This is a genomic window from Micromonospora sp. ATCC 39149, assembly GCF_000158815.1.
Lineage (GTDB): Bacteria > Actinomycetota > Actinomycetes > Mycobacteriales > Micromonosporaceae > Micromonospora.
The window spans coordinates 1,146,617-1,173,148 of the sequence record NZ_GG657738.1 but is presented as its reverse complement, the minus strand read 5'-3'; the positions used below and the strand labels follow the sequence as shown (position 1 = coordinate 1,173,148).

The 26,532-nt window shown below is 74.5% G+C and carries 27 protein-coding genes and 4 pseudogenes; 26 read left to right on the top strand and 5 right to left on the bottom strand.

Annotation, left to right across the window (positions count from 1 at the left end):
* From MCAG_RS04815 to MCAG_RS04805, 4 genes and pseudogenes are all read left to right on the top strand, one after another.
* Positions 1-836, top strand: an 836-nt coding sequence (locus tag MCAG_RS04815) for an alpha/beta fold hydrolase (RefSeq protein ID WP_036372379.1), incomplete at its 5' end; no start/stop codon positions are given.
* Positions 833-1,549 (top strand): annotated as a pseudogene (locus tag MCAG_RS36120) (MFS transporter); the annotation flags it as partial. The gene MCAG_RS04815 and the pseudogene MCAG_RS36120, both read left to right, overlap by 4 nt.
* 142 nt (positions 1,550-1,691) lie before the next feature.
* Positions 1,692-1,916, top strand: coding sequence for a hypothetical protein (locus tag MCAG_RS34420; RefSeq protein WP_232290082.1), 225 nt, complete (start codon positions 1,692-1,694; stop codon positions 1,914-1,916).
* A gap of 346 nt (positions 1,917-2,262) precedes the next feature.
* On the top strand, positions 2,263-3,735 hold the full coding sequence (locus MCAG_RS04805; RefSeq protein ID WP_157547892.1) for a cytochrome P450: 1,473 nt from the start codon (positions 2,263-2,265) through the stop codon (positions 3,733-3,735).
* A 176-nt stretch (positions 3,736-3,911) separates the two neighbouring features.
* Here the strand turns inward: MCAG_RS04805 and MCAG_RS29515 are convergent, their stop codons facing one another.
* Positions 3,912-4,676, bottom strand: a complete 765-nt coding sequence (locus MCAG_RS29515; RefSeq protein ID WP_157547890.1) for a TrmB family transcriptional regulator sugar-binding domain-containing protein — start codon at positions 4,674-4,676, stop codon at positions 3,912-3,914.
* 631 nt (positions 4,677-5,307) lie between these two features.
* Here MCAG_RS29515 and MCAG_RS04795 point away from each other — a divergent pair.
* The 22 genes and pseudogenes from MCAG_RS04795 to MCAG_RS04690 all read left to right on the top strand — a co-directional run.
* Positions 5,308-5,532: pseudogene (locus MCAG_RS04795) on the top strand (acyl-CoA carboxylase subunit beta); the annotation flags it as partial.
* Positions 5,529-6,317 (top strand): thioesterase II family protein, encoded by a 789-nt coding sequence (locus tag MCAG_RS04790; protein ID WP_007071842.1) that lies wholly within the window; start codon positions 5,529-5,531, stop codon positions 6,315-6,317. The pseudogene MCAG_RS04795 and the gene MCAG_RS04790, both read left to right, overlap by 4 nt.
* Positions 6,318-6,340: 23 nt before the next feature.
* Positions 6,341-6,565 (top strand): DUF5988 family protein, encoded by a 225-nt coding sequence (locus MCAG_RS04785; protein ID WP_036372374.1) that lies wholly within the window; start codon positions 6,341-6,343, stop codon positions 6,563-6,565.
* Positions 6,566-6,774: 209 nt separating this feature from the next.
* Complete coding sequence (locus MCAG_RS04780) at positions 6,775-8,172, top strand: MFS transporter (protein ID WP_157547888.1); 1,398 nt, start codon at positions 6,775-6,777, stop codon at positions 8,170-8,172.
* 1 nt (position 8,173) lies between these two features.
* Positions 8,174-8,752 (top strand): nicotinate-nucleotide adenylyltransferase, encoded by a 579-nt coding sequence (locus MCAG_RS04775; protein ID WP_157547886.1) that lies wholly within the window; start codon positions 8,174-8,176, stop codon positions 8,750-8,752.
* On the top strand, positions 8,745-9,485 hold the full coding sequence (locus MCAG_RS04770) for a hypothetical protein (RefSeq protein WP_036372372.1): 741 nt from the start codon (positions 8,745-8,747) through the stop codon (positions 9,483-9,485). The genes MCAG_RS04775 and MCAG_RS04770 overlap by 8 nt, the downstream gene beginning before the upstream one ends.
* Entirely contained in the window at positions 9,427-10,029 is a 603-nt protein-coding gene (locus tag MCAG_RS04765; protein ID WP_036372370.1) for a hypothetical protein, read from the top strand. Before MCAG_RS04770 ends, MCAG_RS04765 begins: the two co-directional genes overlap by 59 nt.
* Entirely contained in the window at positions 10,022-11,398 is a 1,377-nt protein-coding gene (locus tag MCAG_RS04760; RefSeq protein WP_036376372.1) for a hypothetical protein, read from the top strand. The genes MCAG_RS04765 and MCAG_RS04760 overlap by 8 nt, the downstream gene beginning before the upstream one ends.
* Positions 11,395-12,123 (top strand): NAD(P)-dependent oxidoreductase, encoded by a 729-nt coding sequence (locus MCAG_RS04755; protein WP_007071837.1) that lies wholly within the window; start codon positions 11,395-11,397, stop codon positions 12,121-12,123. Before MCAG_RS04760 ends, MCAG_RS04755 begins: the two co-directional genes overlap by 4 nt.
* A 269-nt stretch (positions 12,124-12,392) precedes the next feature.
* Complete coding sequence (locus MCAG_RS04750; protein WP_007071836.1) at positions 12,393-13,820, top strand: aldehyde dehydrogenase family protein; 1,428 nt, start codon at positions 12,393-12,395, stop codon at positions 13,818-13,820.
* Position 13,821: 1 nt separating this feature from the next.
* Complete coding sequence (locus MCAG_RS04745; RefSeq protein WP_007071835.1) at positions 13,822-14,844, top strand: UbiA prenyltransferase family protein; 1,023 nt, start codon at positions 13,822-13,824, stop codon at positions 14,842-14,844.
* The gene (locus MCAG_RS04740) at positions 14,837-16,540 is read left to right on the top strand and encodes an AMP-binding protein (RefSeq protein ID WP_007071834.1); all 1,704 of its coding nucleotides are present in this window, start codon (positions 14,837-14,839) and stop codon (positions 16,538-16,540) included. Before MCAG_RS04745 ends, MCAG_RS04740 begins: the two co-directional genes overlap by 8 nt.
* On the top strand, positions 16,537-17,706 hold the full coding sequence (locus MCAG_RS32170) for an acyl-CoA dehydrogenase family protein (RefSeq protein ID WP_007071833.1): 1,170 nt from the start codon (positions 16,537-16,539) through the stop codon (positions 17,704-17,706). The genes MCAG_RS04740 and MCAG_RS32170 overlap by 4 nt, the downstream gene beginning before the upstream one ends.
* A pseudogene (locus MCAG_RS36115) lies at positions 17,634-18,362 on the top strand (SDR family oxidoreductase); the annotation flags it as partial. The gene MCAG_RS32170 and the pseudogene MCAG_RS36115, both read left to right, overlap by 73 nt.
* Positions 18,363-18,534: 172 nt before the next feature.
* A complete protein-coding gene (locus MCAG_RS33385; RefSeq protein WP_036372366.1) occupies positions 18,535-18,801 on the top strand; it encodes a hypothetical protein in 267 nt (88 codons plus the stop codon).
* Positions 18,802-18,934: 133 nt separating this feature from the next.
* Positions 18,935-19,789 carry an SDR family oxidoreductase gene (locus tag MCAG_RS04720; RefSeq protein WP_036372365.1) on the top strand — a complete coding sequence of 285 codons (855 nt, stop codon included), beginning with the start codon at positions 18,935-18,937 and terminating at the stop codon, positions 19,787-19,789.
* A 360-nt stretch (positions 19,790-20,149) separates the two neighbouring features.
* On the top strand, positions 20,150-21,292 hold the full coding sequence (locus tag MCAG_RS04715; protein ID WP_198141501.1) for a PEP-utilizing enzyme: 1,143 nt from the start codon (positions 20,150-20,152) through the stop codon (positions 21,290-21,292).
* Positions 21,273-21,551: an acyl carrier protein gene (locus MCAG_RS04710; protein ID WP_036372363.1), complete on the top strand. Its 279-nt coding sequence runs from the start codon at positions 21,273-21,275 to the stop codon at positions 21,549-21,551. Before MCAG_RS04715 ends, MCAG_RS04710 begins: the two co-directional genes overlap by 20 nt.
* A complete protein-coding gene (locus MCAG_RS04705) occupies positions 21,548-22,924 on the top strand; it encodes a PEP/pyruvate-binding domain-containing protein (RefSeq protein WP_007071829.1) in 1,377 nt (458 codons plus the stop codon). The genes MCAG_RS04710 and MCAG_RS04705 overlap by 4 nt, the downstream gene beginning before the upstream one ends.
* Positions 22,917-23,183: a hypothetical protein gene (locus tag MCAG_RS04700; RefSeq protein ID WP_007071828.1), complete on the top strand. Its 267-nt coding sequence runs from the start codon at positions 22,917-22,919 to the stop codon at positions 23,181-23,183. Before MCAG_RS04705 ends, MCAG_RS04700 begins: the two co-directional genes overlap by 8 nt.
* 83 nt (positions 23,184-23,266) lie before the next feature.
* Positions 23,267-23,491: a hypothetical protein gene (locus MCAG_RS04695; protein ID WP_007071827.1), complete on the top strand. Its 225-nt coding sequence runs from the start codon at positions 23,267-23,269 to the stop codon at positions 23,489-23,491.
* Between the two features lies 1 nt (position 23,492).
* Positions 23,493-24,395, top strand: a complete 903-nt coding sequence (locus MCAG_RS04690) for an endonuclease/exonuclease/phosphatase family protein (RefSeq protein ID WP_007071826.1) — start codon at positions 23,493-23,495, stop codon at positions 24,393-24,395.
* Between the two features lie 7 nt (positions 24,396-24,402).
* On the opposite strand, the gene MCAG_RS04685 is transcribed toward MCAG_RS04690, so the two are convergent.
* The 4 genes and pseudogenes from MCAG_RS04685 to MCAG_RS36110 all read right to left on the bottom strand — a co-directional run.
* The gene (locus MCAG_RS04685; protein ID WP_007071825.1) at positions 24,403-25,275 is read right to left on the bottom strand and encodes a cyclopropane-fatty-acyl-phospholipid synthase family protein; all 873 of its coding nucleotides are present in this window, start codon (positions 25,273-25,275) and stop codon (positions 24,403-24,405) included.
* Positions 25,272-25,520 carry an acyl carrier protein gene (locus MCAG_RS04680; protein WP_007071824.1) on the bottom strand — a complete coding sequence of 83 codons (249 nt, stop codon included), beginning with the start codon at positions 25,518-25,520 and terminating at the stop codon, positions 25,272-25,274. The genes MCAG_RS04685 and MCAG_RS04680 overlap by 4 nt, the downstream gene beginning before the upstream one ends.
* Before the next feature lie 24 nt (positions 25,521-25,544).
* Positions 25,545-26,183, bottom strand: a complete 639-nt coding sequence (locus MCAG_RS33380) for an AMP-binding protein (protein ID WP_198141500.1) — start codon at positions 26,181-26,183, stop codon at positions 25,545-25,547.
* Positions 26,184-26,206: 23 nt separating this feature from the next.
* Positions 26,207-26,509: pseudogene (locus MCAG_RS36110) on the bottom strand (AMP-binding protein); the annotation flags it as partial.
* Between the last annotated feature and the right edge of the window lie 23 nt (positions 26,510-26,532).

The following is a 26,532-nucleotide window of genomic DNA, read 5'->3' as shown; positions in this document are numbered from 1 at the left end:
CGGACGGTCAGGGCACGCTCAGCACGCTGCTGCGCCACGCGCACGCGGAGAGCCGGATCGCCGGTGCCGTGCCGCTGCTGATCGAGGCGTCCCGGTTCCGGCCGAGCTTCACGTCGCCGGCCGAGCTGGGCGACGGCGACGGGTACGCGGTGCGGCTCGCCTCGGGCGGCGCCGCCGGGGCGGACCGGCCCAAGTTGGTCTGCGTCCCGTCGTTCGTGGTCGGTTCCGGGCCGCACCAGTTCATGCGGTTCGCCGACCGGTTCGAGGGCCGGCGCGACGTGTACGCCTGCACGCTGCCCGGTTTCCGCGGCGACGAGCCCGCCCCGGCGTCCTGGTCGGCCGCCGTGGACCTGGTGGTGGCGTCGATCCGGCGGGTGGTCGGCGACGCGCCGATCGTTCTGGTGGGCTACTCCATCGGCGGGGTGGTCGCGCATGCGGTGGCCGCGCGGCTGGAGGAGTCGGGCGCCGCGCCGGCCGGGATCATCATGATCGACACGCCGACGCCGGAGGACGAGCGGGCAAGCAACCGGGTCTTCTCGATGGTGATGACCGAAATCCTGGAACGTGGGGACCAGGGCATCGCCGTGGACGAAGCGAATTGGCTGGCGATGGGCACCTGGATGCGCCTGCTCGCCGAGCGGCCGGCCGCCCGCGTCACCGCCCGCAGCCTGCTGATCCGCGCCGGCGAGCCGCTGCCCACCAGCGCCGCCGGGCAGCACTGGCCGGCCTGGGAGGTGGCCGGCGAGCAGGCCGAGGTACCGGCTGACCACTTCGCGCTGATCGAGGCGGCGGTCGACCAGACCGTCGCGGTGGCCGAACGGTGGCTGGGCGCATGAGCCGGGCCGCCACCGAGACCGGGACCGGCGTGCGGCGCCGGGGACTGCCCGTCGCGGTCCTGCTCGTCGGGGTCTTCGTGTCCTCGCTGGACCTGTTCATCGTCAACATCGCGTTCCCGGACCTGCAACGGTCGTTCCCGTCCACCGGGCTCGCCGACCTGTCCTGGGTGCTCAGCGCGTACGCCATCGCCTTCGCCGCCCTGCTGATGCCGGCTGGCCGGTGGGCGGACCGCTCCGGCCGCAAGCGGGCCTTCGTGTGCGGCCTCGCGCTGTTCACCGTGGCGTCCGCGGCGTGCGCCGCCGCGCCGTCGGCCGGTGTCCTGGTCGCGGCCCGGGTCGCGCAGGCCGCCGGTGGCGCGCTCATGCTGCCCAGCTCGCTCGGCCTGATGCTGCCGCTGTACCCGGCGGGCAGGCGAGGCACGGCGGTGGGGCTGTGGGCCGCGATGGGCGGCGCCGCGGCGGCGCTCGGGCCGCCGGTCGGCGGACTGCTCGTGGAGGCAGGCTGGCGCTGGGTGTTCCTGGTGAACCTGCCGATCGGCGTGCTGGCGGTGGTGCTGGCGCTGCGCACGCTGCCGGAGATTCGCGACGCCCGTGGCCGGGCACCGAACGTGCTGGGCGCCTCGGTGCTGGCCGCCACGGTGGCCGCGGTCGTCGCGGCGATCGTCCAGGGGCAGGCGTGGGGCTGGGACAGCCCGCGGATCGTTGGGCTGTTCGCGGCCGGCGCGCTCGGCCCGGCGGTCAGCGCCTGGCGGGCGGCCCGACATCCCGCGCCGGTCATCGAGCCGGCCATCCCGGGCATCCGGTCTGGCCCTGGGCGGCCTGGCGACCCTGCTGTTCTTCGCCGGGTTCGGCGCGATGATCCTCGCCTCGACGCTGTTCCTCACCTCGGTCTGGCGGCACTCGGTGCTGCGCGCCGGGCTGGAGACCGCCCCGGGCCCGCTGATGGCCGCGCTGGTGGCGGTGCCCGGCGGGCTGCTCGCCGCCCGGTACGGGCCGCGGGCCTCGGGCCTGGCCGGCAGTCTGCTGTTCGCCGGCGGGGGCGTGTGGTGGGCGCTGGCGACCGGTGCCGAACCGGACTAAGCCCGGACCGTGCTGCCTGCCGGGATCGTCGCCGGCATCGGCTCCGGGCTGGTGCTGCCGAGCCTGTCCGCGGCGGCCACGCTGGCCCTGCCGGCCCGGCACCTCGCCACCGGCACGGCGATGATGAGCATGTGCCGGCAGATCGGCCTGGGCCTTGGGCGTGGCCGGTCGTCGCGGCGGTGCCTCGACGTACGCCGACGTCGGCGCCTCACAACCGCGTGGTTCTCATGGCGGGCTGCGCCTCGCCGCGGGGCTCACCGCTCATCGCCGTCGACGACCACCGGCGCCCGCGCTGGACCGAGCTCTGTGCCCGCCGAGACGAGCGGCACTGCGTGACATGACCCCCATGGATGAGGAGAGGGTGACCGAGATGGATGTTCCCGAGGCCGCCAAGTGCCCGGTCGGCCACGGCGCGGCGGCGGCCGCGCCGCAGCCGGCCGAGTCGGAGCGGACGACCCGGCGGGCGGCGATGCCGGCGTCGGCACTGCCCGGTCCGACGACGCACGTGGTGAAACAGATCCTGCGCTACTGGAAGCGGCCGGACCGGTTCGTGGAGGAGTGCCGCGAGCAGTACGGCAGCCGGTTCGCGCTGCGGATCCGGATCCCACCGCGGCCGCTGTACGTGCTGTCCGACCCGGAAGACATCAAGCAGATGTTCATGGCGCCGGCGGATGTGCTCCACACCGGCAACGGCTCCGCCACGATCGAGAAGTTCACCGGCCAGACCGGGCTGGCCTGGCTGGACGAGGACGAGCACAAGGAGCGCCGCCGCATCCTCATGCCGAGCATGCACGGCAAGGCGTTGCAGCGCATCGAGGAGTCCATCGACCGGCGGGCGGTCGAGGAGATCGCCGAGTGGCCGCGCGACCGGGTCGTGGAGCTGCACCCGCTGATCCACCGGTTCACGCTGAACGTTATTCGCGAGGTGATCTTCGGCGGGAGCGGGCCGAGCAACTGGGACGAGCTGCTCGACGTCCTCATCGCGATGATGAAGTTCAACAACCGGATGGGCTCGGCGGCGCTGATCCACAAGATGTCGCCGCGTACCGTACGGATGCTCGCCCGGATCAAGCCGATCGGTCTGGGTGAGTTCCTCGAGTTGCGCAAACGCGCAGACAAACTCATCGCCGACGCGGTCGCCGAGCACAAGCGCAACGCGGAACTCGGCGACGACATGCTCTCCGTGCTGCTGCGGATCACGCACGAGGACGGCTCCCCGCTGACCCAGGTGGAGCTGCGCGACGAGATGATGACCATCTTCCTGGCCGGCACCGAGACCACCGCGTCCGCGATCGCCTGGGGTTTCGAGTACCTCAGCCTGCACACCGAGGCCCGGGAGCGGCTGGTCGCCGAGTTGGACGCCGGGGTGAGCGACGAGTACCTGACCGCCACGGTGAACGAGGTGCTGCGGCTGCGCCCGTCGATCCCGCAGATCATCCCGCGGACGGTGATGAAGCCGATCGAGATCGGCGGGGTGCGGTTCGAGCCGGGGATGCTGCTGTGGGCGAGCGCCTACCTGCTGCACCGTGACCCGGAACTCTACCCGGACCCGTACGCGTTCAAGCCGGACCGCTTCCTGGGCGCCAAGCCCGGGACCTACACCTGGATCCCGTTCGGCGGCGGGCGGATCCGTTGCCTGGGCGCGTCGATCGCGCTGATCGAGATGAAGGCGGTCTTCCGCGAGGTGCTCAAGCACTGTGAGCTGCGGCGTCCCGAGCCCGGGCCGGAGGGCACCCGCAGCCGCAGCGTCTCGACGCTGCCGGCAAAGGGCGCCCGGATGGAGCTGCGTGCCCGGACCGCCGACGTGAGCATGGCCTGACGGCGCACGGCCGGCCGGAGAAGCGTATTCCCCGGGCCGGCCGGCCGGGCGTCACACAGAGTTCCCGGACTACTGAACGGTAATGCCCGAACGGCTGATGCGCATTGCGGAAGGGCCGTTTCGGTGCGGTTCGCCGGTTCGGAATTTGGCAGTGCGAAATGACGGAGGACGACCGGTCAGATAATGATGCCCAGTTCGGCCGCGCGCAGCCCGGCCTGGAAGCGCGAATTGGCGTTCATCTCACGCATGATGTCCGCGACGTGTCGCCGGTATGTCCGCACGGAAATGCCGAGCTTGCGGGCCCCGACCTCATCCTTATCGCCGGCGCTGAGACTGGCGATCACCGATCTCGCGGGTTCCTCGCGCAACTTCTCGTGGACATTGAGGATGTCGCCGAGAGGCACGCCGGAACTCCACGTGACGCCGAACATGGTGCGCAGCACGTGCACCAGGGACCGCACCGAGACCAGCAGCGTCTGTGCCGGCTCCTCCGCCCGGTGCGGGGTCCGCAGCGCCGCCTCCCGCCCGTCCGCGATGACCAGGTTCTCGTCCGGCAGCTCCCGCGTCCGGTATCCCGGCTGACCGCTCACCGCCCGGATCACCGCCGCGTCGGTCGCCGCCACCGGCGCTGGCAGCAAAGCCTTGACCTGCACTCCTCGCCGCTCGGCGCGCTGCAGGAGGCGGACCGTGCCCGGCCGGCGGTTGGGGCAGAGCTCGCGGGCCGAGAGCACGCAGAGCACCTCCCGCTGCGCCTTGGTGATCATCTCGTCGACGGCGCCCTGGAACGCCGTGTCGTCCCCCGGCAGATGCCGGATCTGCCGGTTGTAGCGGTTGCGTGTCGACATGGCCCGCCGGATCAGTTCCTGCGCCTGGTGTAGGCTGTCGTCCACGTCGTCCTCATGATCGGAATTGATTCGAGCGCTTTCGAGGTGCGACGGCATGTATGTCCTGGTCTCCTGGTGACGCGTACTGTTGACGTTCGATGCCCGCATCAAGGACCCCCGCGATTCGAGTGTGGCAGGACCATGCCAGATTAGTGACCTGGACCCGGCGGCGTCTTTCCCAATTGTGGGGTGTTGGATGTCGATTCTGTTAACTCGGCAGACCGCCCGGCACATCGCTTTTGACCAGCCCGGCGGACGCGCACCAGCATAGCTGATAGGGGCGGCCGTCGATGCCCCCCAAGTGGTCGCGTCGGTCCGCTTCCGCTGACCGATCGGTCAGGATTCGAATGATTGGGTTGGTCGGGGCGGCGCGAGATGACAACTTCCTGCGCCGATGTTCCGCCGGATGTCCGGCTGTTGTTGTCTGGGGCGGGCGGTGCCCGGGCCGGACCGTGGCCGCGCCGCCCGTCCCCGGTGGCGCTGCCGCCGGCGGCCACCCGTCCACCTCACATCCGCCCGGAGGGCATCGATGACCGTGCTGACCACTGCGGCGCCGGCCGCCGAACCGTCCGCCCCGGACCCCCGGGACGTGTCGGCCCGGCTCGCCCGGCTGCTGTACGCCTTCGGCGAGGCGGTGGTGCCGCGGGTGACCCTGGTGACCCTGGTGACCCGCAAGCCGTACGGCGGCATCCTGCACCGGCGAACGCTCGCCGCCGTGGCCGAGGAGGACCGCCCCGGCCTGCTGGCCCGGCTTAACGAGGAGCACGAACGGGTCTCCGGCGGGGTCGCCCGCGGGCTCGACCTGGGCGTGGTGGACGAGGTGATCGACCCGGCGCAGACCCGGTTGCGGGTTGCCGAGGCCCTCGCCGGCGCCCCCGGCGGGCGCGGCCACCATGGGAACATCCCGCTGTGAGCGCCGACCTGTGGCTGCGGCCCCTCGGTCCGGCGAACCCGGCGGCCGTGCGGCTGCTCTGCCTGCCGCACGCCGGCGGCTCGGCGACCTACTTCCGGCCACTCGCCCGGGAGCTGTCGGCCACCTTCGAGGTGGTCGGCGTGCAGTACCCGGGGCGGCAGGACCGGCGCGCGGAGCCCGCGCTGCGCACCATCGGCGAGCTGGCCGACGGTGTGTTCGCGGCGTGCGGCGTGCCGGACCGGCCGACCGTGCTGTTCGGCCACAGCATGGGCGCGGTGATCGCCTTCGAAGTGGCGCAGCGCATCGAACGCGCGGACGCCACGCACCTGCTCGGCCTGGTCTGCTCCGGGCGGCGCGGGCCGGCCGTGCCCGGGCCGGACGACGTGCACCGGCGCTCCGACGCCGGGCTGATCCAGGAGGTGCGCGAGCTGAGCGGCACCAGCGCCGGCCTGCTGGACGACGAGGAGATCGTCCGGATGATCCTGCCCGCGCTGCGCGCCGACTACGGCGCGGTGGAGACGTACCGGATGACGCCCGGCGCCCGGCTGGGCTGCCCGGTGTCGATCCTGACCGGCGATGCCGACCCGCGGGTCTCGGTGCCGGCCGCGCGGGCCTGGGCCGACGTGACCGACGGCGGCAGCCGGCTGCGGGTGCTGCCGGGCGGCCACTTCTTTCTGGACGAGGGGCGCGCCGAGGTCGCCGCGGCGATCCGGGAGGGCATCGCGGAGTTCCTGGACCGGAACCGGCCGGCAGCGGCGCCCGCCGGAGCACCCACCCACCCCTGACCACATCCGATGGAGGCCATCTCATGGACGCTCAGCTCGGTTCTGCACCCACGGTCGTCGACGCGCTGCTGCGCGGCGGGCCGGCCACCCTGCCCGAAAAGCTGCGTCGCCAGCGCGTGCCCGGGGCCACTGACAAGATCAAGGTGCCGTACCTGGCCGGGTACGAGCACTTCGAACGCGACGGGACGGTGGCGCCGGACGGGCTGGTGGTGTTCCGCTGGACCGGCCGGACCTTCGTCGCCGAGTGACCTCGGGGGCCCGGGAACGTGCAGCAAGTTGCCACCTCCCGGACCCGCCGGACGGTTACCGTGACGTTAACCGCGGCCGTCCATCGTGGACGGACGCCGGCCGCGGCATGAACGTGAAGGCGACCTTGACGGCGTTCCACGCGGTGCCGAAGGTGGGCCGAGGCGGCCGTCGAGGACGCCGCGAAGGGGGGAAGCGGATGGCGGGGACGGTGACCAGGGCGCGCCCGGAGGGATCGCATCGGCTGTTCACCGCGCCGTTCCTGCTCTCCGCCGTGGCCGCCTTCATGGTGGCCGTGGACAACCTGGTGGTCGTCACCGCGCTGCCCTCGATCCGGCACACCTTCGGCACCGGCATCGAGGGCCTGCAGTGGGTCGTCAGCGCGTACACCCTGACGTACGCGGTCTTCCAGCTCTCCGGCGCGGCGCTCGGTGACCGGTTCGGCCGGCGCCGGGTCTTCCTCGCCGGCCTGACGCTGTTCGTGCTCGCCTCGGCCGGCGCGGCATTGGCCCCGACGGTCTGGGCGCTGGTCGCCGCCCGCGCCGTGCAGGGGCTCGGCGCGTCGATGGTCTCCCCGCTCGCGCTGACCATCGTCGCGCACGCCACGCCGCGAGCTCGCCGCGCCGCGGTGCTGGGCGCGTGGAGCGGGATCAGCGGCATCGGCAGCGCCATCGGCCCGGTCCTCGGCGGCCTCGTCGTCACGTACGCGCCCTGGCAGTGGATCTTCCTGGTCAACCTGCCGATCGCCGCGGTCCTGTTGCCGCTGGCCCGGCTCCGGATCGATGAGAGTCACGGCCCGCGCGACCGGCTCGACCTGCGCGGCGTCGTGCTCAGCAGCGCCTTCCTGCTGGCGCTGGTGTTCGCGCTGATCAACGGCAACGACCTCGGCTGGGCGCACCCGACGGTGTGGGGCATGCTGGTCGCCGCCGCGGCGCTGCTGCCGGTGTTCGTGGTGTCCCAGCAGCGCGCGGCGGACCCCATGCTGCCGCCCGCCCTGCTCCGCCGCGGCGCCTTCGCCACCGCCGTCACGCTGTACCTGCTGATGACCTTCGGCCTGTTCGGCGCCATGTTCCTGGCCACCCAGTACTTCCAGGACCGGCTCGGCTACTCGCCGTTGCAGGCCGGGCTGGCGATCGCGCCGGCCGCGGCGCTGCCGGTGTTCATCGCGCCGCTCACCGGCAAGCTGTCACGGCGCATCGGCGGTGCCCGGGTGCTCGCCGCCGGCCTGGCCCTGCAGGCGGCCGGGCTGCTCGCCCTCGCCCTGGCGGTCACCCCGGACACCGCCTATCCACGAATGCTGCCCGGCCTGCTGCTGATGGGCGTCGCGGCGAGCCTGTTCTTCGGGCAGATCTCCCGGGTCATCCTCGGCAGCGTCGCGGAGCGCTACGAGGGCATCGCCTCCGGCGCCGGCACCACGTTCCGACAGATCGGCACCACCCTCGGCGTGGCGGTGCTGGGCGCGGTCTTCGCCGCCGCCGGTGGCTACCACAGCCCGCAGTCCTTCAGCGACGGCTTCCGGGCGGCGTTGCTGGCCGGCTGCGGCGCCGCCGTGCTCGCCACGCTGCTCGCCCTCTCCCTGCGGCGGGCACCCCGGATGGAGATGTCCTGACATGACCGACGACCGGAATGACGTGGTGGACGTCGCGTCGGCGCACGGCCGGTTCCAGCCCCTGCACCTCGGGCACCTGGAGTACCTTCTGGCCGCCGCCCGACGCTGCCGCACCCTGGTGGTGGGCATCACCAACCCGGACCCGTGGCAGGTGCGGTCCGAGCCGTCCGCGCCGCACCGTGAGGCCGGCCACGCCAACCCGTTCACCTTCTACGAACGCCTGTCGATGGTGGACGGGGCGCTGCGCGACAGCGGCTTGCCGGACACCGCGTTCCGCGTCGTGCCGTTCCCGCACAGCTTCCCCGAGCGGCTGGGCCACTACCTGCCCGCCAACGCCACCGTCCTGCTGACCATCTACGACGGCTGGGGCGAGGAGAAGCTGCGCCGGTTCCGCGCGCACGGCTGGCGCACCGAGGTGCTCTGGCGCCGGGACACCACGGTCACCTCCGGCACCGATCTGCGCCGCCGGCTGCGCGACGGGCTGGCCTGGGACCACCTGGTGCCCCCAGCCACCGCCCGGGTCGTCCGCGACCTACCGGCCACCCATCCCGTCTTCGCCCCGGAGCGTCACGTTGGCTGACAAGATCTACCTCATCGCCCTGTGCGGCGCCGCGGACCAGCCCGTCGCCGGCTCGCCAACCCCGCTGGAACAGGCGCACCTGCCGCACCTCGACGCGCTGGCCGCGCGCGGGCGCAACGGCCTGCTGACCGTCATCGACGACCAGATCCCGCCCGAGTCCGACTCCGGCGCGCTCGCGCTGCTCGGCTACGACCCGGTCGAGCACTACGCCGGCCGCGGGCCGCTGGAGGGCTTCGGCATCGGCTTCCTGCAGCCCGGCTCCGGCGTCGCCACGGTCTGCTTCCGGCTCAACATGGCCAGCCACGATCCCGGCGGCGGCCGGCTCGACCGCCGCACCGCACGCGACCTGTCCGACGACGAGTTGCAGGACCTGCTGGCCGCCGTGCGGGCCGAGGTGTCGCTGGCCGACCTCGGCGCGGGCTTCGACATCACCGGGTTCGGCCGGCACCGCGGCATCATCGCATTCCACCATCCGGGCGAACCGCTCAGCGGCGAGGTGACCAGCACCGACCCGCAGTACGAGCGGGTTGGCGCATTCGGTGTGCCGCGCCGCGAGCACGCCGCCGCGCCACTGCCGTGCCGCCCGCTGGCGGACACCCCGGCCGCCCGGCGCACCGCCGAGCTGGTCAACGCGTTCGTCGCGCGCAGCGCGGCGGTTCCTGGAAGCCACGCCGGTGAACAAGGGGCGGCGCGCGGCGGGCCGGCCGGCCGCGAACCGGATCATCCTGCGTGACGGCGGCGACCGGCTGCCCGAGCTGCAGCCGTTCGTCCAGCGGCACGGCCGGACGCTCACCGTCTTCGGCCAGATTCCGGCGGAGCGCGGCCTGGCCCGGCTCGCCGGTGGTGACTACGCCGATGCCCGGCAACCGGCCGGACGCCCGGACCCCGACTACTACGCCGAGCTCGCCGAACGACTGGTCGCCGACCCGGCCGGCGTGGTCTACGTCCACGTCAAGGGGCCGGACGAGGCCGCCCACGACGGCGACCCGCACGGCAAGGCGGACGCGTTGAGCAGGCTCGATGAACACCTGTTCGGTCGGCTGCTGCCGGCGGTCGGGGACGGCGGTACGGTGATCGTCACCGGCGACCACGCCACCCCGTGGCGGCTGGGCATCCACAGCGCCGACCCGGTCCCGGTGACGGTGGCCGGCCGGGGCCAACCTGCCGACGACGTGACCAGCTACTCCGAACGGGCCGCCGGGCGCGGGGCGCTCGGCCACCGGCGCGCCTGCGAACTGCTCCCGGCCGTGCTCACCGGTGGAGGCGGCGATGTCTGACCCGGCCTTCCGCCGCCGGGCGGGTGCAACCTTCCGGGGCATCATCAACGACCTCAAGCGCACCACCGAGGCCGCCGCCGCCGACCTGGGCGTGGCGCCCGACGTGCTGGCCGCGGTCATCCGCGGCGACCGCGAGCTGCCGGCCGAGCTGCTGCGCCGGGCCGTCGAGGTGTGGCCGGTCAACGAGCGCGACTTCCTGCCGGTGCACGACGACGCGCCGCACGGCGTGCGGATCTGCCGGGTCGCCGAGTCGGTCGCGACCAGCCGGATCTTCCAACGCGGCGGCGCCGACTACTACGAGTACCGCGACACCGCGATGAGCCGGCTCGCGATGTTCCGCCCGGAGTGGATCCGGATGCTCCAGCCGGTCGCCGACAACCGGCCAGACAACCCGGCAGTGCAGTGGAACGCAGGTCACTTCCTCTACCAGTTCACCTACTTCGTCGGCGCGGTGAACTACTACTACGCCTGGGCCGGGCGGCGGTTCTGCGTGGAGACGGTCACCGGGGACTCGGTCGCCGGGCTGCCGTACGCGCCGCACAGCTTCGCCTACCGGGCCGGCGGCTCCGGACTCATCCTGGCGCTGACCTACGGTGGCCGGCTGCTCGGCGACGCCCAGCACGAACTGGCCGCGCTCGGCCCGGACCTCGCCGAGCGGTACGCGCCGGACGACCCCGGCGCCGGGCCGGACGACCACAGTGCCGCTGCGGCGGCCCTGCGGCAGCACCTCGACGACACCATGACCCCGGCGGCGCGGCTGGCCGAGGCGAGTGGCGTGCCCGCCGGTCGCCTCGCCGACCTGCTGGCCGGCCGGGCCGCCGCGGCCCCCGACGAGCTGGCGGCGCTGGCCGCGGCCCTGCGCGTGCCGGTGCGCGACCTGCTCCCGGTGAGCGGCGACGAGGAGAACGGAGTGTGCCAGATGCCCCGGTCGGCCGCGCCGGTCTGGTCCTGGCCGGCCGAGGAGCCGGTCGCCTACCGGGTCCGCGGGCTGGCCGGCACCCTGCTCTGCCCGAACTCGCGGGCTCTTGAGCTCGAGGTGACCGGGCGCGACCCGGCCGCCGCGACCCTGCGCACCGGGCTGCACCAGTACTGCTTCGTGCTCGGGCCGGACCCGGTGCGGCTGTGCTGGGAGTCGGCTGGCACGGTCCACGAGGCGATCCTGCAACCCGACGACTCGCTGTACGTGAAACCGTTCGTGCCGCACGGCTTCACCCGGCTCGAGGCAGGCCGCTCCACCGTGCTCGCCCTGCGCATCGGCGGCAAGGTCGCCGGGGACACCCGCCGAGAGGCCGCCGCGCTGGGCGCGTCGTCGCTGCGCCGGCTCGTCTCCGACACGACCCAGTGGTACGACCCGGCGGGCTCCCGATGACCGCCGCGGCCACCCCGGCGGTGGTCTACACCGACCCGGCCTGGGGCGCCCCCACGGTGGAGGAGGCCGTGTACGGCGACGCCGTCCGCGCCCGCATCGGCCCCTTCCGCGGGCCGGCCGCGCTGCACGAGGCGGTCGCCGGTGCCGCGGCGCTGATCGTCTACCGCTGCCCGGTGACACCCGAGCTGCTCGACGCGGCCGGGCCGCAGTTGCGCGTGGTGGCCCGGCAGGGCGTCGGCACCGACAACCTCAACGCCGCCCTGCTCGGCGAGCGTGGCATCGTCGGCTTCAACGTGCCCGACTACTGCGTGGACGAGGTGGCCGCGCACACCCTGGCCATGGTGCTCGCCTGGGAACGCCGGCTGGTGCCGCAGCACACGGGGCTGACCGGCGGCCGGTTCGACATCCACCACGGCGGGGCGCCGCGCCGGCTGGGCACCCGGACCGCCGGCATCATCGGCCTGGGCCGGATCGGCCGGGCGGTGGCGGCCCGGCTCCGGCTGTTCTATCAGCGGGTGCTCGCCGCCGACCCGTTCGTGCACGCGGATCAGATGCTCGGCTACGGCGTGCGGAAGACGGAACTGCCGGAGCTGCTGGCCGAGTCGGACGTGGTGCTGCTGCACTGCCCCCTCGACCCGGACACCCGCGGGCTGATCGACGCGGACGCGCTGGGCCGGATGCGTCCGGACGCGCTGCTGGTCAACACCGCCCGGGCGGGCTGGTGACGCCGAGGCGCTGGCGCACGCGCTGACACCGGCGTCATCGGCGGCGCGCACTCGACGTCTTCGTGCCGGAGGACCCGCGGTGGATTGACCCGTACCGCCGCGTCCTCGGCCTGCCCAACGTGTTGGTCAGCATGCCACCGGGCGTTCTACTCCGCCGAGTCCGAGCTCAGCTCGCGGCAGCGGGTCGCCGAGGGTGTCCGGCAGGTCCTGGACACCGGACGGCCGCCGGTCACCGGGCACGTCGCGCCGTCCGCGGCCGTGGTGCAGCCGTGGGCGGCGACGCCATGATGCTGCACGGCCGCCGGTGCGGCGACGAGACGCTCGAGGTGCGCAGCCCGTGGGACGGGCGGGTGGCCGGCCGGGTCGCCGAGGACGACGCCGGGGACGTGCGGCGCGCGGTCGAGACCGTCGCCGGCTACGACCGCGGCCTGGACGTGGCGCAGCGGGCGGAGATCCTGGGCGCGGCGGCGCAGACGGTCGCCGCCCGGCGCGAGGAGCTGGCCGATCTCATCACCGCCGAGGCGGGGATCTGCGCGCGGGACAGCCGGACCGAGGTGGACCGGGCCGCCGCCAACCTGCGCGTCGCGGCGGAGGAGTGCCGGCGGATCCGCGGCGAGACCATCGAGATCACCGCAGGGGGTACCCCGCGGCTGGCCCTGACGATGCGCGAGCCGGTCGGCACGGTCGCCGCGGTCACCCCGTTCAACCGCCCGCTCAACCAGGTCGTCGTCAAGCTCGCCCCGGCGCTCGCGATGAACAACGGCGTGGTGCTCAAACCCTCGGAGAAGGCGCCGCTCAGCGCGCTCGCGCTGGCCGAGATCCTGCACGGCAGCGGCCTGCCGGACACCATGCTCGCGGTGGTCACCGGCCGGCCCGGCACGGTTGGGCCGGCGCTGGTCGGCCACCCCGCCGTGGACATGGTCACGTTCACCGGCAGCGTGGCGACCGGCGAGGCGGTCGCCCGCGCCGCCGGCATGCGCAAGCTGCACCTGGAGCTGGGCGGTAACGACCCGCTGATCGTGCTGGCCGACGCCGACCTGGAGCGGGCCGCGCGGCTCGCCGCGGCCGGCGCGTGCGGCAATGCCGGGCAGTCCTGCCGCGGGGTCAAGCGGATCATCTGCGCCGACGAGGTGGCCGACGCGTTCGTCGAGCTGCTCGTGGCCCGGGTCGAGCGGCTGCGGTGCGGCGACCCGGCGGACCCGTGCACCGACGTCGGCCCGCTGATCTCCGCGGAGGCCGCGGCCACGGTGGCCGGCCGGATCGACGCCTCGGTCCGCGACGGCGCGGTGCTGCGTGTCGGCGGCGGCCACCGCGGCGCGGTCGTGCCGCCGTCCGTGCTGGACCACGTCGACCCGGGCAGCGAGCTGGTCACCCACGAGACGTTCGGCCCGGTCGCGCCGGTCATCCGGGTGGCCGGTCCGGAGGCCGCCGTCGCGGTCGCCAACAGCACGCCGTACGGGCTGCAGGCCGGGGTGCTCACCCGCGACTTCCCGGCCTTCCTGGAGATCGCGTCCGGGCTGCGGGTCGGCGCGGTGGCGCTCGACGACGGCCCGAACTTCGACTCGCCGTACATCCCGTTCGGCGGCGTGCGCCGCAGCGGGATCGGACGGGAGGGCATCGCCTATTCGATGGCCGAGATGAGCACGGTGAAGACGGTCGTCCTGCCCCGGGCGGCGACCACGAGACGAGGAAGCTGACATGGGGGTACGGCACTCGCTGTTGCGGGTCGAGGCGGCCTGGTGGATGTCGCGGACCTTTCTGTCCAATTTGGCCACGTGGGCCGCGCTGATCGGCTGGATCGCGGCCGATCCGCAGCTGCTCGGGTGGCCACGGATGATCGCGCTGGTGGTCGCGGTGGTCGCGCTCAACGGCGCGATGTTCGTGGTCAACGACATCCTGGACGCGGACGGCGACGCGGTCACCGCGCCCTACCTGCCGCTGCCCAGCGGGTTGCTGACACTGCGGCAGGCGTGGCTGGCGGCCGGCGCCGGGGTGTTGGTCGCGGCCGTCGGGCTGGTGCTCGCCGCCCGCACCACCGGGCGGCTGCTGACCGGTGCCGTGCTGCTGCTGGCCGGCATCGTGCTGTCCGCGGCATACTCCAAGGTCAAGGACTACGGCATCTGGGGTTCGCTGACCGTGGCGCTGCCGCAGAGTGTGCCAGCCGCCGTGGCGTGGGTGGTGGCCGGCGGTGGGCCGGTCGGCGAGGCGCTGCTGGTGCTGACGTACCTGTTGCTGGCCAGCGTCTCCAACAACGTGCTGGCCGCGCTGCGCGACGTGGAGAAGGACCCGGCGGCCGGCAACCGGACGCTCGCGGTGCGCATCGGCGCCCCGGGCGCGTTCCGGGTCGCCGCCCTGGCCGGCTTCGCCGCGCTGGTCCCGGTGGCCGTGCTCGCGGTCGCCCGGCCCGGCTGGTGGGGGCTCGGGTTCGCCGCCGCCGGCGCGGTGATCCACCTGCTCTGCTACCCGCGGCTGCTGCGCAACTTCGCCGAGCCCGGGCGCGACCGCGTCCAGCGCCTCGCCGACCAGCGGCTCTGGAAGCTCGGCGAGTACGTCAAGCACAGCTCAGTCGTCGCCGTGTTCCACCCGGTCGCCGGGCTCGTCTGCGGCGCGGTGCTCTACGCCTGCCTGCGCGGCGGATACCGGGTCTACCGGGCGCGCCTGGTCAGCGGCGCGATCCGCCGGTCGCTGGCCAACCCGGTGCCGGTGGCCGGGCATGACTAGCCCCGGCGCCCGGGTCGGGCTGCTCGACTGGCTGGCCGATCCGCGCCCGGACCGGGGACTGCGCTTCCTGCGGACGGACGGCAGCGCCGACCGGGTGCCCTACCCGGAGCTGGCCCGGCGGGTGCGCGGACGCGCCGCCGAGCTGTCCGGGCTGGCCCCCGGCGAGCTGGTCGCGCTGATGCACGACACTGGCCCGGACTTCGTGAGCTCGTTCTTCGGCGTCCTGCACGCCGGCGGCACCCCCGCGCCGCTCTCGCCCGCGGTGCCCTTCGCCGACCGGGAGTCCTGGCTGGACCACGTGGCCCGGGCCGTCGCGGCGGGCGCCACCACCGCGGTCTGCGACGAGCGGTTCGCCGCGGACCTGCGGGCCGCGGCCGGCCGGGCCGGCCGGCCCTGCCGGATCGTCACGCCGGGCCCGGACGACGGGCTCGACCGGCCGGCGCCCCGCCGGGACCCCGCGTCGCTGGCCCTGCTCCAGTTCACCTCCGGCTCCCGCGGCGCCAGCCGGGCGACCCGGATCGGCTGGGACAACCTCGAGACCAACATCGCCATGATCCGCGACTGGACCCGGATGGGCGCCTCGCTCGGCGTGTCCTGGCTGCCGCTGCACCACGACATGGGGCTGATCGGCGGGCTGCTCGCCCCGGTCTTGGCCCAGGCGGACCAGGGGCTGATGCGTCCCGAGCAGTTCATCCGGTCGCCGCTGTCCTGGCTGCGGCAGTACCACGATGGCGGCGGCCAGGTGATGGCGATGCCCAACTTCGGCTTTGATTACCTGGCCCGCCGGCTGCGCCCGGCGCACGTGGCCGGTCTCGACCTGTCCGGAGTGGACGTGGTGGTGACCGGCTCGGAACGGGTGCGCCGAGAGACGCTCGACGGATTTCTCGGTTTGCTCGCCCCGTGCGGGCTGCGCCCCTCGGCGATGCAGCCGGGCTACGGCCTGGCCGAGGCCACCCTCGGCGTGACCGGCGTGCCGTACGGCCGGCCGGTGGTGATGGTGGCCGTGCGGCCCGGCCCGGTCCGGCTCGGCCAGCCAGTGGAGGTCCTCGGCGAGGCCGAGCTGGACGGGACGGCGGCCGAGCCGGCGGAGCACGTGTGGCACGTCAGTTGCGGGCCCCCGCTGGCCGGGGTGGCGGTGGACGTGCTGGACGCCGACGGCGTGCCGCTCCCCGAGGGTCACCTCGGGGAGATCGAGGTGTCCGGGCCGAGCGTGGCGCTCGGCTACCTCGGCGCTGCGCCGGACGGGTCGACCCGGTTCACCGGCGGGCGGCTGCGCACCGCGGACGCCGGGTTCCGGTACCGCGGCGACGTGTACGTCCTCGGCCGCATCGGCGACAGCATGCAGGTGCGGGGGCGCAATCTCTACGTCGAGGACATCGAGCAGGTGCTCGCCGAGGACATCGTGTTCCCGTGGCGGCGCACCGTGGTGCTGGCCGGGTACCTGGGCGCCGAGGCGACCGTGCTGATCGCCACCGAGTCCGGCCTCGGCGGCCGGCAGCACGAGGTGCTGGACCGGGTCACCAGCATCGTCGGGCCGGACGTCACCGTCCGGGTGGTGCAGGTGCCGCCGTCCACGCTCGTGTTCACCTCCAGCGGCAAACCGCGCCGCCGGCTGATGTGGACCCGGGTGCTGGCCGGCGAGCTGACCGGCGACGTGCTGGCCGACAGCGGCGCCGCGGCGGAGGCGGTCCGATGAGCACGACGCAGGAGCTGGACGACTTCCGCGAGCACGCCCGCACGGTGATCCGCGAGCGGATCGTGCCGCTGTTCGCCGAGGCCGAGCTCAGCGGCACCTTCCCCCGCGCGGCGTTCGCCGCCCTCGGCGCGGCCGGTCTCGTCCGGCAGCGCTGGCAGGGTGGACCGGGCGGCGACCCGGTCCGCAGCGTCATCCTCGCCGAGGAGCTGGCTCGTTCCGGCGCCGGCGGGGTGGCGATCGGCTGCACCCTGGCGATGGAGCCGATCGTCGCCGCGCTGCGCCGGCACGGCGGCAACCCGCAGCTCGACGACACCCTGGAGCAGGTCCTGGACGGCCGTCAGCTGGGCTGCATCGCGGCGTCCGAGCCGACCGGCGGCTCCGACCTGTCCGGCGTGCGGACCACCGCGCGCCGCGAGGGCGGCGGCTGGCGGATCCGCGGCGAGAAGAAGTTCGTCTCGCTTGGCCCGGTCGCCGACTTCGCCCTGGTCCTGGCGCGCACCGCCACCGAGGAGCACCCGGCGCCGCCGCAGCTGGGGCTGTTCTGCGTGCCGGCCTCCGGCATGCGGGTGATCAAGCCGCTGCGCCGGCTGGGCCTGTCGTCGCTGAGCACCGCCTGGATCGGCATCGACGCGTCGGTGCCGGCCACCGCGCTGCTCGGCCGGCCCGGACTGGGCCTGGTGGTCGCCACCCATGCCCTGACGTTCGAGCGGTTCGCCGCGGCGGCCCAGCTCACCGGGCTCAGCCTGCGCGCGATCGAGCTGGCCACCGCGCACCTGCACCGCCGTACCCAGTTCGGCCGGCCGTTGCTGGAGCACCAGGCGTTACGGCTGCGGCTGGCCGATCTCGCCGCCCGGCTCACCGTGCTGCGGCACGGCGTCTACGGCGCTGCGGCCGGCGCGCCCGGCACGCCCGCGCTCGGCACCCGGGAGATCGCCGCCTTCAAGGTCACCGCCGCCCGCTTCGCCGAGGAGGTGGTCGGCGAGTGCATGCACATGTTCGGCGGGATGGGCTACCTGGAGGACGAGACACCGCTCGCCCGGATGTACCGCGACGTGCGCATGGCCCGGCTGGGCGGCGGCAGCGACGAGGTGATGTGGGAGCTGGTGGCCGGCGGGCTGACCCCGGACTTCGCGGCGTACGACGCGGACGTGGCGGTGACCCCGTGAGGCTGCTCGTGGCCGGCCTGACCGGTCAGCTCGGCGCCGGGCTGCGGGCGCTGGCCGCGGACGACCACGATCTCCGGCTGGTCGCCGTCCGGCGCCCCGGCTCGCCCCGCGCGCTCGGCCCCGGCGAGGCCGACGAGGTGGTCGCCGGGGACGTCCGCCGGCCGATGTGGGGCCTGGATCCCGCGGCGCTGACCGGGGTGGACGCCGTGGTCAACCTGGCCGCCGAGACGAACTGGGTGGCGAGTTCCCGCGAGTTGTACGCGGTCAACGCCCTCGGCGCGGCGCACGGCCACCAGCTCACCCGGGAACTCGCCGGGCGGGGCGGCCGCGTGATTCCGTACGTGCACGCCGGATCGGTCTACGTGGCCGGCGGCGCGGTGGGGGAGATCGCCGAACGGCCCGTTCCGCCGGCCGGCGACCGCACCGCGTACGAACGCTCGAAGTGGCTGGCCGAGCAGCGGCTGCTCAGCGCCGCGGCAGACCCGGGCGGCCCGGCGCCGGTGCTGATCGCCCGGATGCCCGCCCTGGTCGGCGACTCGCGGACCGGCCGGACGCTGCGCCGCAACTCGCTCTACCTGCTGGCCGACCGGTGGAGCGACCTGCCTGGCAACGTGCTCCCGGCGATGCGCGACGCCCGGGTCGACGCGCTGCCCCGCGACGTGGCCGCCGGCACGCTGCTACGGCTGGTGCGCGCGGTCGTGCGCCGCCCCGCCGTCCGGGCCGGTCATCTGCCACGCCGGCCTGGGCGAGACCGCGCCCAGCCTGCGCGGGCTGCTGGCGGCGGCCCGGACCGCCGGGGCGCAGCGGCACCGCGGCGAGCCGCGCCTGGTGACCGTCGGCGCGCGGGCGCTGCTGTGGAGCTCGCTCAACGCCGAGCGGGTGCTGCCCCTCGGCCCGTCGGCGCGCAACGCCCTGATCGGGCTGCGCTACATCGGCCTGGACCGGGTGTTCAGCCGGCCGGTGCTGGCCGACCTGCTCGGCGAGGACCTGCCCGCGGTGGGCGTGGACGTGCTGGCCCGCCTCATCTTCGGCGCCGCGCCCAACCTGCGGGACGACCCGGCCGGCAACGGATCGATGGCGAGGTTCCCCGGATGACGGTGCTGGTGGCAGGTGGGTCCGGATACCTCGGCGCGGAGGTGTGTGCCGCGCTGGAGGCGGCCGGCGAGCAGGTCGTGGCAATTGTCCCGGACCGGGGCGGCGCCGGCCGGCAAGGGACTCGCCGGGGGACGTGTCCCGGCACCGCTTCGGTCTCGCCGAGCGCGACTGGGCGATGCTGCTGGCCGAGACCACCCACGTGGTCAGCGCGTTCGGCAGCGTCGACTGGGGCGCCGGCCCGGACGACGCGGTGAACCTGCACGCCGCGGGCGTCCGCAACGTGCTGGCGTTCGCCCGGCAGGCCGGGGCCCTGGCCGGGCTGGTGCACGTCTCGTCCCTGCTGGTGTTCGGCCGGGCCGACGGCCGGGTGGGCAACCGCGAACTCTACGTCGGCCAAACCTTCCGCAACTGGTACGAGTACGGCAAATACTACGCCGAGACGCTGGTCCGCGAGGCCACCGACGTGCCGTCGACCGTGCTGCGCTTCGGCCCGCTGCTCGGCCGCGGCCGTACCCGCCCCGGGCTGGACGGCCGGGCCGGTCTGCTGGCCGCGGTGCCCTGCCTGTTGCAGGGCTACCCGGTGCACCTGGCGCGGCGCGGCGACTTCCCGTCGTACGCCGGTGAGGTGACCACGGCGGCGGAGCTGGTCGTGCGGGCCGTGCGGGAGCCCGCCACCGGGCGCACCTGGACCTGGTTCGACCCGGCCGAGCCGTCGGTCGCCGAGGTGTTCACCGGGGTCTGCCGGCCCTGGCGGCGGCTGCCCCGGATCGTCGACGCCGGCCCGGTCAGGTTCGCGCAGCGCTGGCTGGGGCCGCGGGTGGGGCTGCCCCGGCCGCTGCTGGACTACACCGAGCCCTGGTTCGACGTGGACCGCGGCGTGCTGGCCGAGCTGCCCGGCGGCGCGCCGGCCTGCCCGCCCGGATATCTGGAGGCCACCGGTGAGGCGCTCACCCACCACAGCTCCCGGCTGACCGGAGGGATGCGATGAGAACCGGCTTCCCCGCGATCGACGTCGACCCGCACCCGGACTTCCGAATCTACTCGGCCGGCAACCTCGGCGAGGTCGCCCCACAACGGCTGTCCCCGATGTCGTGGTCGCTGGTGGGCACCCCGATGGAGCGGGGCACCCGCCGCCTGGTCCGCCAGGTGTGGGGCACGGTGCCGTGGGCCGAGGGCAGCCACTATTTTCTTCCTCGGCTACTTCGGCTGCCGGCCGTACCACAACCTCTCCGCCTACTCCCACCTCGCCGGGCCATTTTCCCGCGGGTTTTTCCCGCGCGACGTCACCGAGGCGTACTTCGAGGGCGTGGAGCCGCCGCCGGTGCGCTCGCACGGCCGGGAGGGCGCGGTGCGTCGGTACGCGGCGATCCCCCGGATGCTGCGCGTCTGGGGCCGGCTCAACCAGACGATCAACCGCCTGGAGGAGGAGGTCACGGTCCTGGAGGACCTGGCCCGCCGGGCGGTCGGCCGGGGCAGCGAGGCGGGCATGTACGAGGTGCTGCTGCGCGCCGAGCCGATGCTGGCCGACGGGTGGGCCGCGCACATCGTCACCACGAGCTGCGTCGTGCCGATGACCGTCGCGCAGCGCGAGCTGCACCGGCGGGTGCCCGGGGCGGGCGGCGCCGAGGCGTGGCTGAACCGGCCCCGCGAGCTGGTCTGGAGTCGGATGTACGACGCCGTCGGCACGCCCGGCGACTTCGCGCCCGGCGAGTTCCTCGGCTCGTCGTTCTACGAGGTGGCCGACGCGGACGACCCGTGGCAGCGGTTCGTGGTGCGGCACTCGTCCCCGGCGACCGGCGCCGGGGCCCGCCCGGACGGCGTGCTGGAGCTGGACGAGGCGCTGTGGGGCATGCTGCCTCCGGTCCGACGCCGGCTGGTGCAGGGCACGGCGCGAATGATCGGCGACATGATGGCCGCCCGGGAGCACTCCAAGTCGGTGGTCATGCGCCTGCTGCACCTGCACCGGCGGATCCTGCCGGAGCTGGCCGCCGCGTGGCGCCTGCCCGGGGGCCGCTGGCCGTACCTGACCATCGAGGAGTTCCGGCGGGCGCACCGCGAGCCGGGTCTGCTCGAGCACGCCGAACAGCGCCGCGAGGAGTGCCTGCGGGCGGTGGACGCGCCGATGCCCGAGCACCTCGACCTCACCGGCGCGGTCGGTGTGCCCTGGGGCGCCGAGGCCCGCCGGCTGGCCCGCGGGGTCTCACCCGGCCGGGTCACCGGGGTGGTCGTCACCTCCGCCGACGACATGCCGGAGGACGGCCCGTGCGTGCTGGTCTGCGCCTCCGCGGACGCGGACGTGGCGCCGCTGCTCGGGTTCGTCGACGGGGTGCTGACCCAGCGCGGCAGCGAGATGTCGCACATCGCGATCCTGGCCCGCGAGCACCGTATCCCGGCGGTCGTCGGCTACGCGGACGCCGCCGCGCTCCGGACCGGGGACATGATCACCATCGATGGGAGAAGTGGGGACGTGCATGTCGAACCCGCAGGTTGAGTCACGCGCGCCGGGCGCCGGCGAGTTCCTGACCGTGCTCGAGGACGCCTACCTCCAGGCCAAGCGCATGCGGCGCAGCATCCGGATGGACGACTCGCTCGCCCACGGGCTGGGCCTGGACTCGCTGGCCGCGATCGAGATGCTGCTGGTGGTGGAACAGCACTACGGCATCGAGCTGGTTGACACCGACGAGGTCACCCGCACGGAGACCGTCGCCGACCTGTACCGTCTGGTCACCCGCCTGGTCGCGGCGCGGTGACCGCGCCGCTGCACCGGTTCCCGGACGGTCCCGGACCGGTTCTCGGATCTGCGCCAGACCCGGCGCTGCTCGGCGGCAAGGGCGCCGGGCTGGTCCGGATGGCCCGCCTCGGGCTGCCGGTCCCACCGGGCTTCGTGCTGACCACCGCGGCGGTACGCGGCCACCGCGCCGGCCGGCTGTCCCCGGCGCTGCGCGCGCCTGTCCGGGCCGAGGTCGAGGAGTTGGCCCGGCGCGCCGGGCGCGGCTTCGGCGCGGGCCCGGACCCGCTCACCGTCTCGGTGCGCTCCGGCGCACCGGAGTCCATGCCCGGCATGCTCGACACCGTCCTCGACGTCGGCCGCTTGGGCGGAGAGCAGGCGTGGCACGACCTGGACGCGGCGATCGGGGCGGTGCTGCGCTCCTGGGGCAGCGAGCGTGCCGTCGCCTACCGCCGCAGGCGCGGCCTCGACGATGCCTCCGGCACCGCCGTGGTGGTGCAGACCATGGTGGACGGGCGTGCCGCCGGCCTGTCCGGCACCGGCGTGCTGTTCACCCGCGACCCGGCGACCGGGGCGCCCGGCCCCACCGGGGAGTACCTTGCCGCCGCCCGCGGCCCCGACCTGGTCGACGGCGTCCGGACCCCGGAGCCGCTGGGCGCCCTGGCCCGGACCGCACCCGGCCGGTACGCCGAGCTGACCGCCGCGGCCGACCGGCTCGAACGCGAGCTCACCGACATGTGCGAGATCGAGTTCACCGTGGAACGCGGCGTGCTGTGGCTGCTTCAGGTGCGCCCGGGCAAGCGCACCCCGCGGGCGGCCCGGCGGATCGCGGTCGACCTGGCCCACGAGGGGCGGATCAGCCGCGCCGAGGCGGCCCGCCGCGCGGCCGGCCACGAGGGGGCCGGCGCGTGGCGCACGATCGCCGCGACGCCGGCTGACCGGCTGCTCTGCCGCGGCCTGGCCGGGTCACCGGGCGCCGCGACCGGCCGCATCGCGCTGGACGCGACCGCCGTCGAGCAGCTCACCGGCCGGGGCGAGCCGGTCATCCTGGTCCGTCCGTTCACCGAGGCGGCGGACCTCCCGGCGATGCTGCTGGCGGCCGGCGTGCTGACCGCGGCCGGCGGGGTCACCAGCCACGCCGCGGTGGTCGCCCGGGAGCTGGGCGTCCCGTGCGTGTGCGGCGCCACGGGGCTGGAGATCGACCTGACCGCCCGGCGGGTGCGGATGGGCGGCCGCGAGCTGGCCGAGGGCACCGAGATCAGCATCGACGGCGCCGCCGGGACGGTCACCGCCGGCCGGTCCGCGACCACCGCCGACGCCGGCAACGACACCGACGACCACCTGCGCCGGCTGTTGGACGGCTGGGCCACCGCCGGACGGAGCATCCATGCGTAGGGACCTGTTGCAGACTGTGGTGGTCAAGGGCATCGCGGAGACCAGCGCGGTCGCCGACGCGGCCGACGTGCCGGTCGCCGACGCCGAGGGCGTGCTGGCCGACCTCGCCGCGGCCGGGCTGATCCGGCGCCGCACCGGCCGGCTGGCCGGCTGGACCCCGGCGGAAGAGCGAGCCGCCAAGCTTGGTCCCGGCTCGGTCCGAGGCGGAACCCCGCGTCCCCGCCGCCGAACACGGTGCACCGGGGAATTCGTCGCGTGAACGCCGACTTCAAGCAGGTGTGCACCGAGTGACAGCGGGCGCGGCCGGACGTCACCGCCGAGCTCACCGACCGGCTAACCGGGGTGCACGACCGGGTGCGGCCGGTCATCGACGCCTGCGCCGCCGTCCAGCCCCGGTTCGCCGCGTACCGGCGCCGGTTGGACACCGCTCTGCGCCGGTTCACCGGCGGCGACGCCGACGCGCTGACCGGCGTCCGCCAGGGCAGCTACCACGGCGTGTGGATGGAGCTGCACGCCGATCTGCTCACCAGCCTCGACCGCCCGCGCACCGCCCAGGACGGAGCCTGACATGACCACCGGACTCAGCGTCGCCACCTACAACCTCTACCAGGGCGCCGGGACCATCCCGGCGTACGCCGCGCCTTCGCTGCCCGCGATGGCCGTCGAGCTGCGGCGGGCGTTTGCCACGATGGAGGCGTCCGGGTTCCCGGAGCGGGCTGCGGCGATCGCCGGCGAGCTGGCCGCGCACCGGCCGGAGCTGGTCGGCATCCAGGAGGTGGCTTACTGGCGGTGCGGCGACCGGGTGTACGACTTCCTGGAGATCCTGCGGACCGAGCTGGCCGCGGCCGGGGCGCCGTACCGGACCGCGGCGACCGCGATCACCACCCCGCTGGCCGCGCACACCGACGGTGACGTCGCCGGAGTGACCGACCGGGTGGCGCTGCTCGTGCGCGCCGACCTCCCGGCCGGCGCGGCCGGTGAGCAGATCTACCGGACCCGGATCGAGATGCCGGTGCCATCCGGTCTGGTGGCGATCAAGACCCGCGGCTTCGCCTGGGCTGACGTCCGGGTCGGGGACCGTCCGGTGCGGGTGGTCTCCACCCACTTCGAGGCGTTCGACCCGGATATCCGGCTGGCCCAGGTCGGCGAACTGATCGACGTGCTGGACGCGGCCGGGGTCCCGGCGATCGTGCTGGGCGACTTCAACGCCGTCCCCGACGACGAGCCGTACCGCCTGCTGCGCAAGCACGGTTTCCGGGACGCGTGGACCGAGGCGAACGGGGACGCGGACGGCTTCACCGGGGTGCGCGCGGACATCGCCGGGCCGTCGGACGTGTGGCAGCGGCTCGACTACGTGATGCACCGGGGGACCGAGCTGACCGCCGGCGCGGTGACGCTGCTCGGCGCCGGCCGGCTGCCGTCCGGCCGGTGGCCCTCCGACCACGCCGGCCTGGTCGCGGCGTTCGCCTGACCGGGGCTCAGACCGCCTCGAAGACGATCCGGGCCAGCCCGAGGTGCCGGCGACGGAAGTGCTGGACGGTCGACGACAGGTACCGCTCGTAGTCGGCCGTCCGGTCCTCGCCGACCAGCTCCACCGCGCGGTCGCGCTGCCCGGTGAGCCGGTCCAGCCAGGCGGCGCAGGTGCGGGCGTAGTCATCCGGGTCGTTGCGGACCGACACCACGTCGAACCGGCCGGCCGCCGCGACGATCACCTCGTCGAGGGCCGGCAGCACCGACTCCGGGAAGATCGAGTCGACGATGAACAGCATGTCCCGGACGGTCCGGCGGTCCAGCCGCTGATTGTTGCCCTTGATGTTGGTCTGCACGCCGAGCCGGCCACCAGCGGGCAGCCAGCCGCGGCAGCGCTCGAAGAACGCGCGGTACGCGGTGAGCCGCTCCGCGGGGGTCATGCCGTACCGGGCGAAGTGCTCGAAGGCGCCCAGCGAGATGATCGCGTCGTACCGCTCGCCCGGCTCGTGCGTGACCCAGTTCTCCACCCGGACGTCGGTGCGCGGCGCCGGGTGCTGCTGGCACCACCGGGCCTGGGCCGGGCTCAGGGTCAGCCCGGTCGCCCGCGCCACGCCGTGCCGGTCCACCAGGTGCCGGACGAGCGTGCCCCATCCGCAGCCGACGTCGAGCACCCGGCGGGTGCCGGCCGCCCGGGTCTGCTCGACGAAGTAGTCGAGCTTGCGCGTCTGTGCCCGGGTGAGGCCGTCTCCGGCCGCGTCGGCCCATCGGGCACAGCTGTAGACCATCGACTCGCCCAGCCACAGCGCGTAGAAGTCGTTGGACAGGTCGTAGTGGTGCCCGATCGCCGCGGGGGAGGCGCCGGCGTACGCGGCCGTGCTCATGCCCGCTGCTCCGCCGCCGCGTTGGCCAGCGCCACCAGGTCGCCGACCGTGCGCACGTTGGCGGCCTGCGCCGGGTCGAGCACGATGTCCAGGCTATCCTCCAGGCCGTACACCAGATCGGCGATCTCCAGGCTGGACAGTCCCAGCTCGGACAGATCCGAGTCCGCGGTGAGGACCAGGTCGCCGCCCCGGCGGCGGGCCGCCTTGCGAATCCGGGCGGATATCTCGTCGAACGTGATGATCATGGCGGGGCCTTTCCGGGAAGAGGGTCAGCCGGAGAGCACGACGTGTGCCAGCGGCTCCAGGGCGTGCTGGTGCAGGAGCTGGCGGCAGCGGAACCGCTGGATCTTGCCGCTCGGGGTCTTGGGCAGCGTGCCCTTGGGTACGAACACGCACCGGTCGAGCGTCACCCCGGCCCGGGTCAGCACGACCCGGGCGGCCTGCTCGGCGAAGGCGCGGTGGTCGGCGTCGCGGCGGCGCAGCTCGGCGAGCACGACCAGCTCGCGATACCCGTCCGCCGGGACGTCGAGCAGCACGACGCAGCCCTTGCGCACCGCCGGGTGGTCGTCGATGCGGGCCTCGATCTCGTGGGCGTGCACGTTGCGGCCGGCGACGGTGAGCACGTCGTCGCCGCGGCCCACCACGTACAGCTCGCCGTCGCGCAGGAACCCGAGGTCGCCGGTGCGCAGCCCGTCCGGGGTGAACGTCGCCCGGGTGCGCTTCTCGTCGGCGAAGTATCCGGAGGCCAAGCTGGGCGACGACACCCGGATCGGGGAGAGCCGGCCGGGCTCCTCGACGTCCACCGTGACGCCACGGCACGGCGGCCCGGTGGACACCACCGGCACCGCCACCGGATCGTCCGGCGCCACGTCGGCCAGCTCACCACCGGCCAGCGCGAGCCCGTCCACGGTGACCACGGCGGGCGCGCGCGCCGGCAGGCGGTGACCGCCAGCGTCGCCTCGGCCAGCCCGTACGCGGGTTGCATGACGTCGGCCGCCAGCCCGTACGGCCCGAACGTCCGCACCGTCTGCTGCAGGGTCGTGACGTCCACCCGCTCGGCGCCCACGATGCACGTCCTCAGCCGCAGCGGGCCGGGCAGCGGCGCCGAGCGCTGCATCCGGGTGGCCAAGTAGAGCGCGGTGTTCGTGCCCGCGGTCATGGTCACGCCGTGCTCGGCCATGTCGCCGAACCAGGTGCGCGGCCCGAGCGTGAACCGCTCCGGTGTGGACAGCACCAGGTGGTAGTCGTATGCCCAGC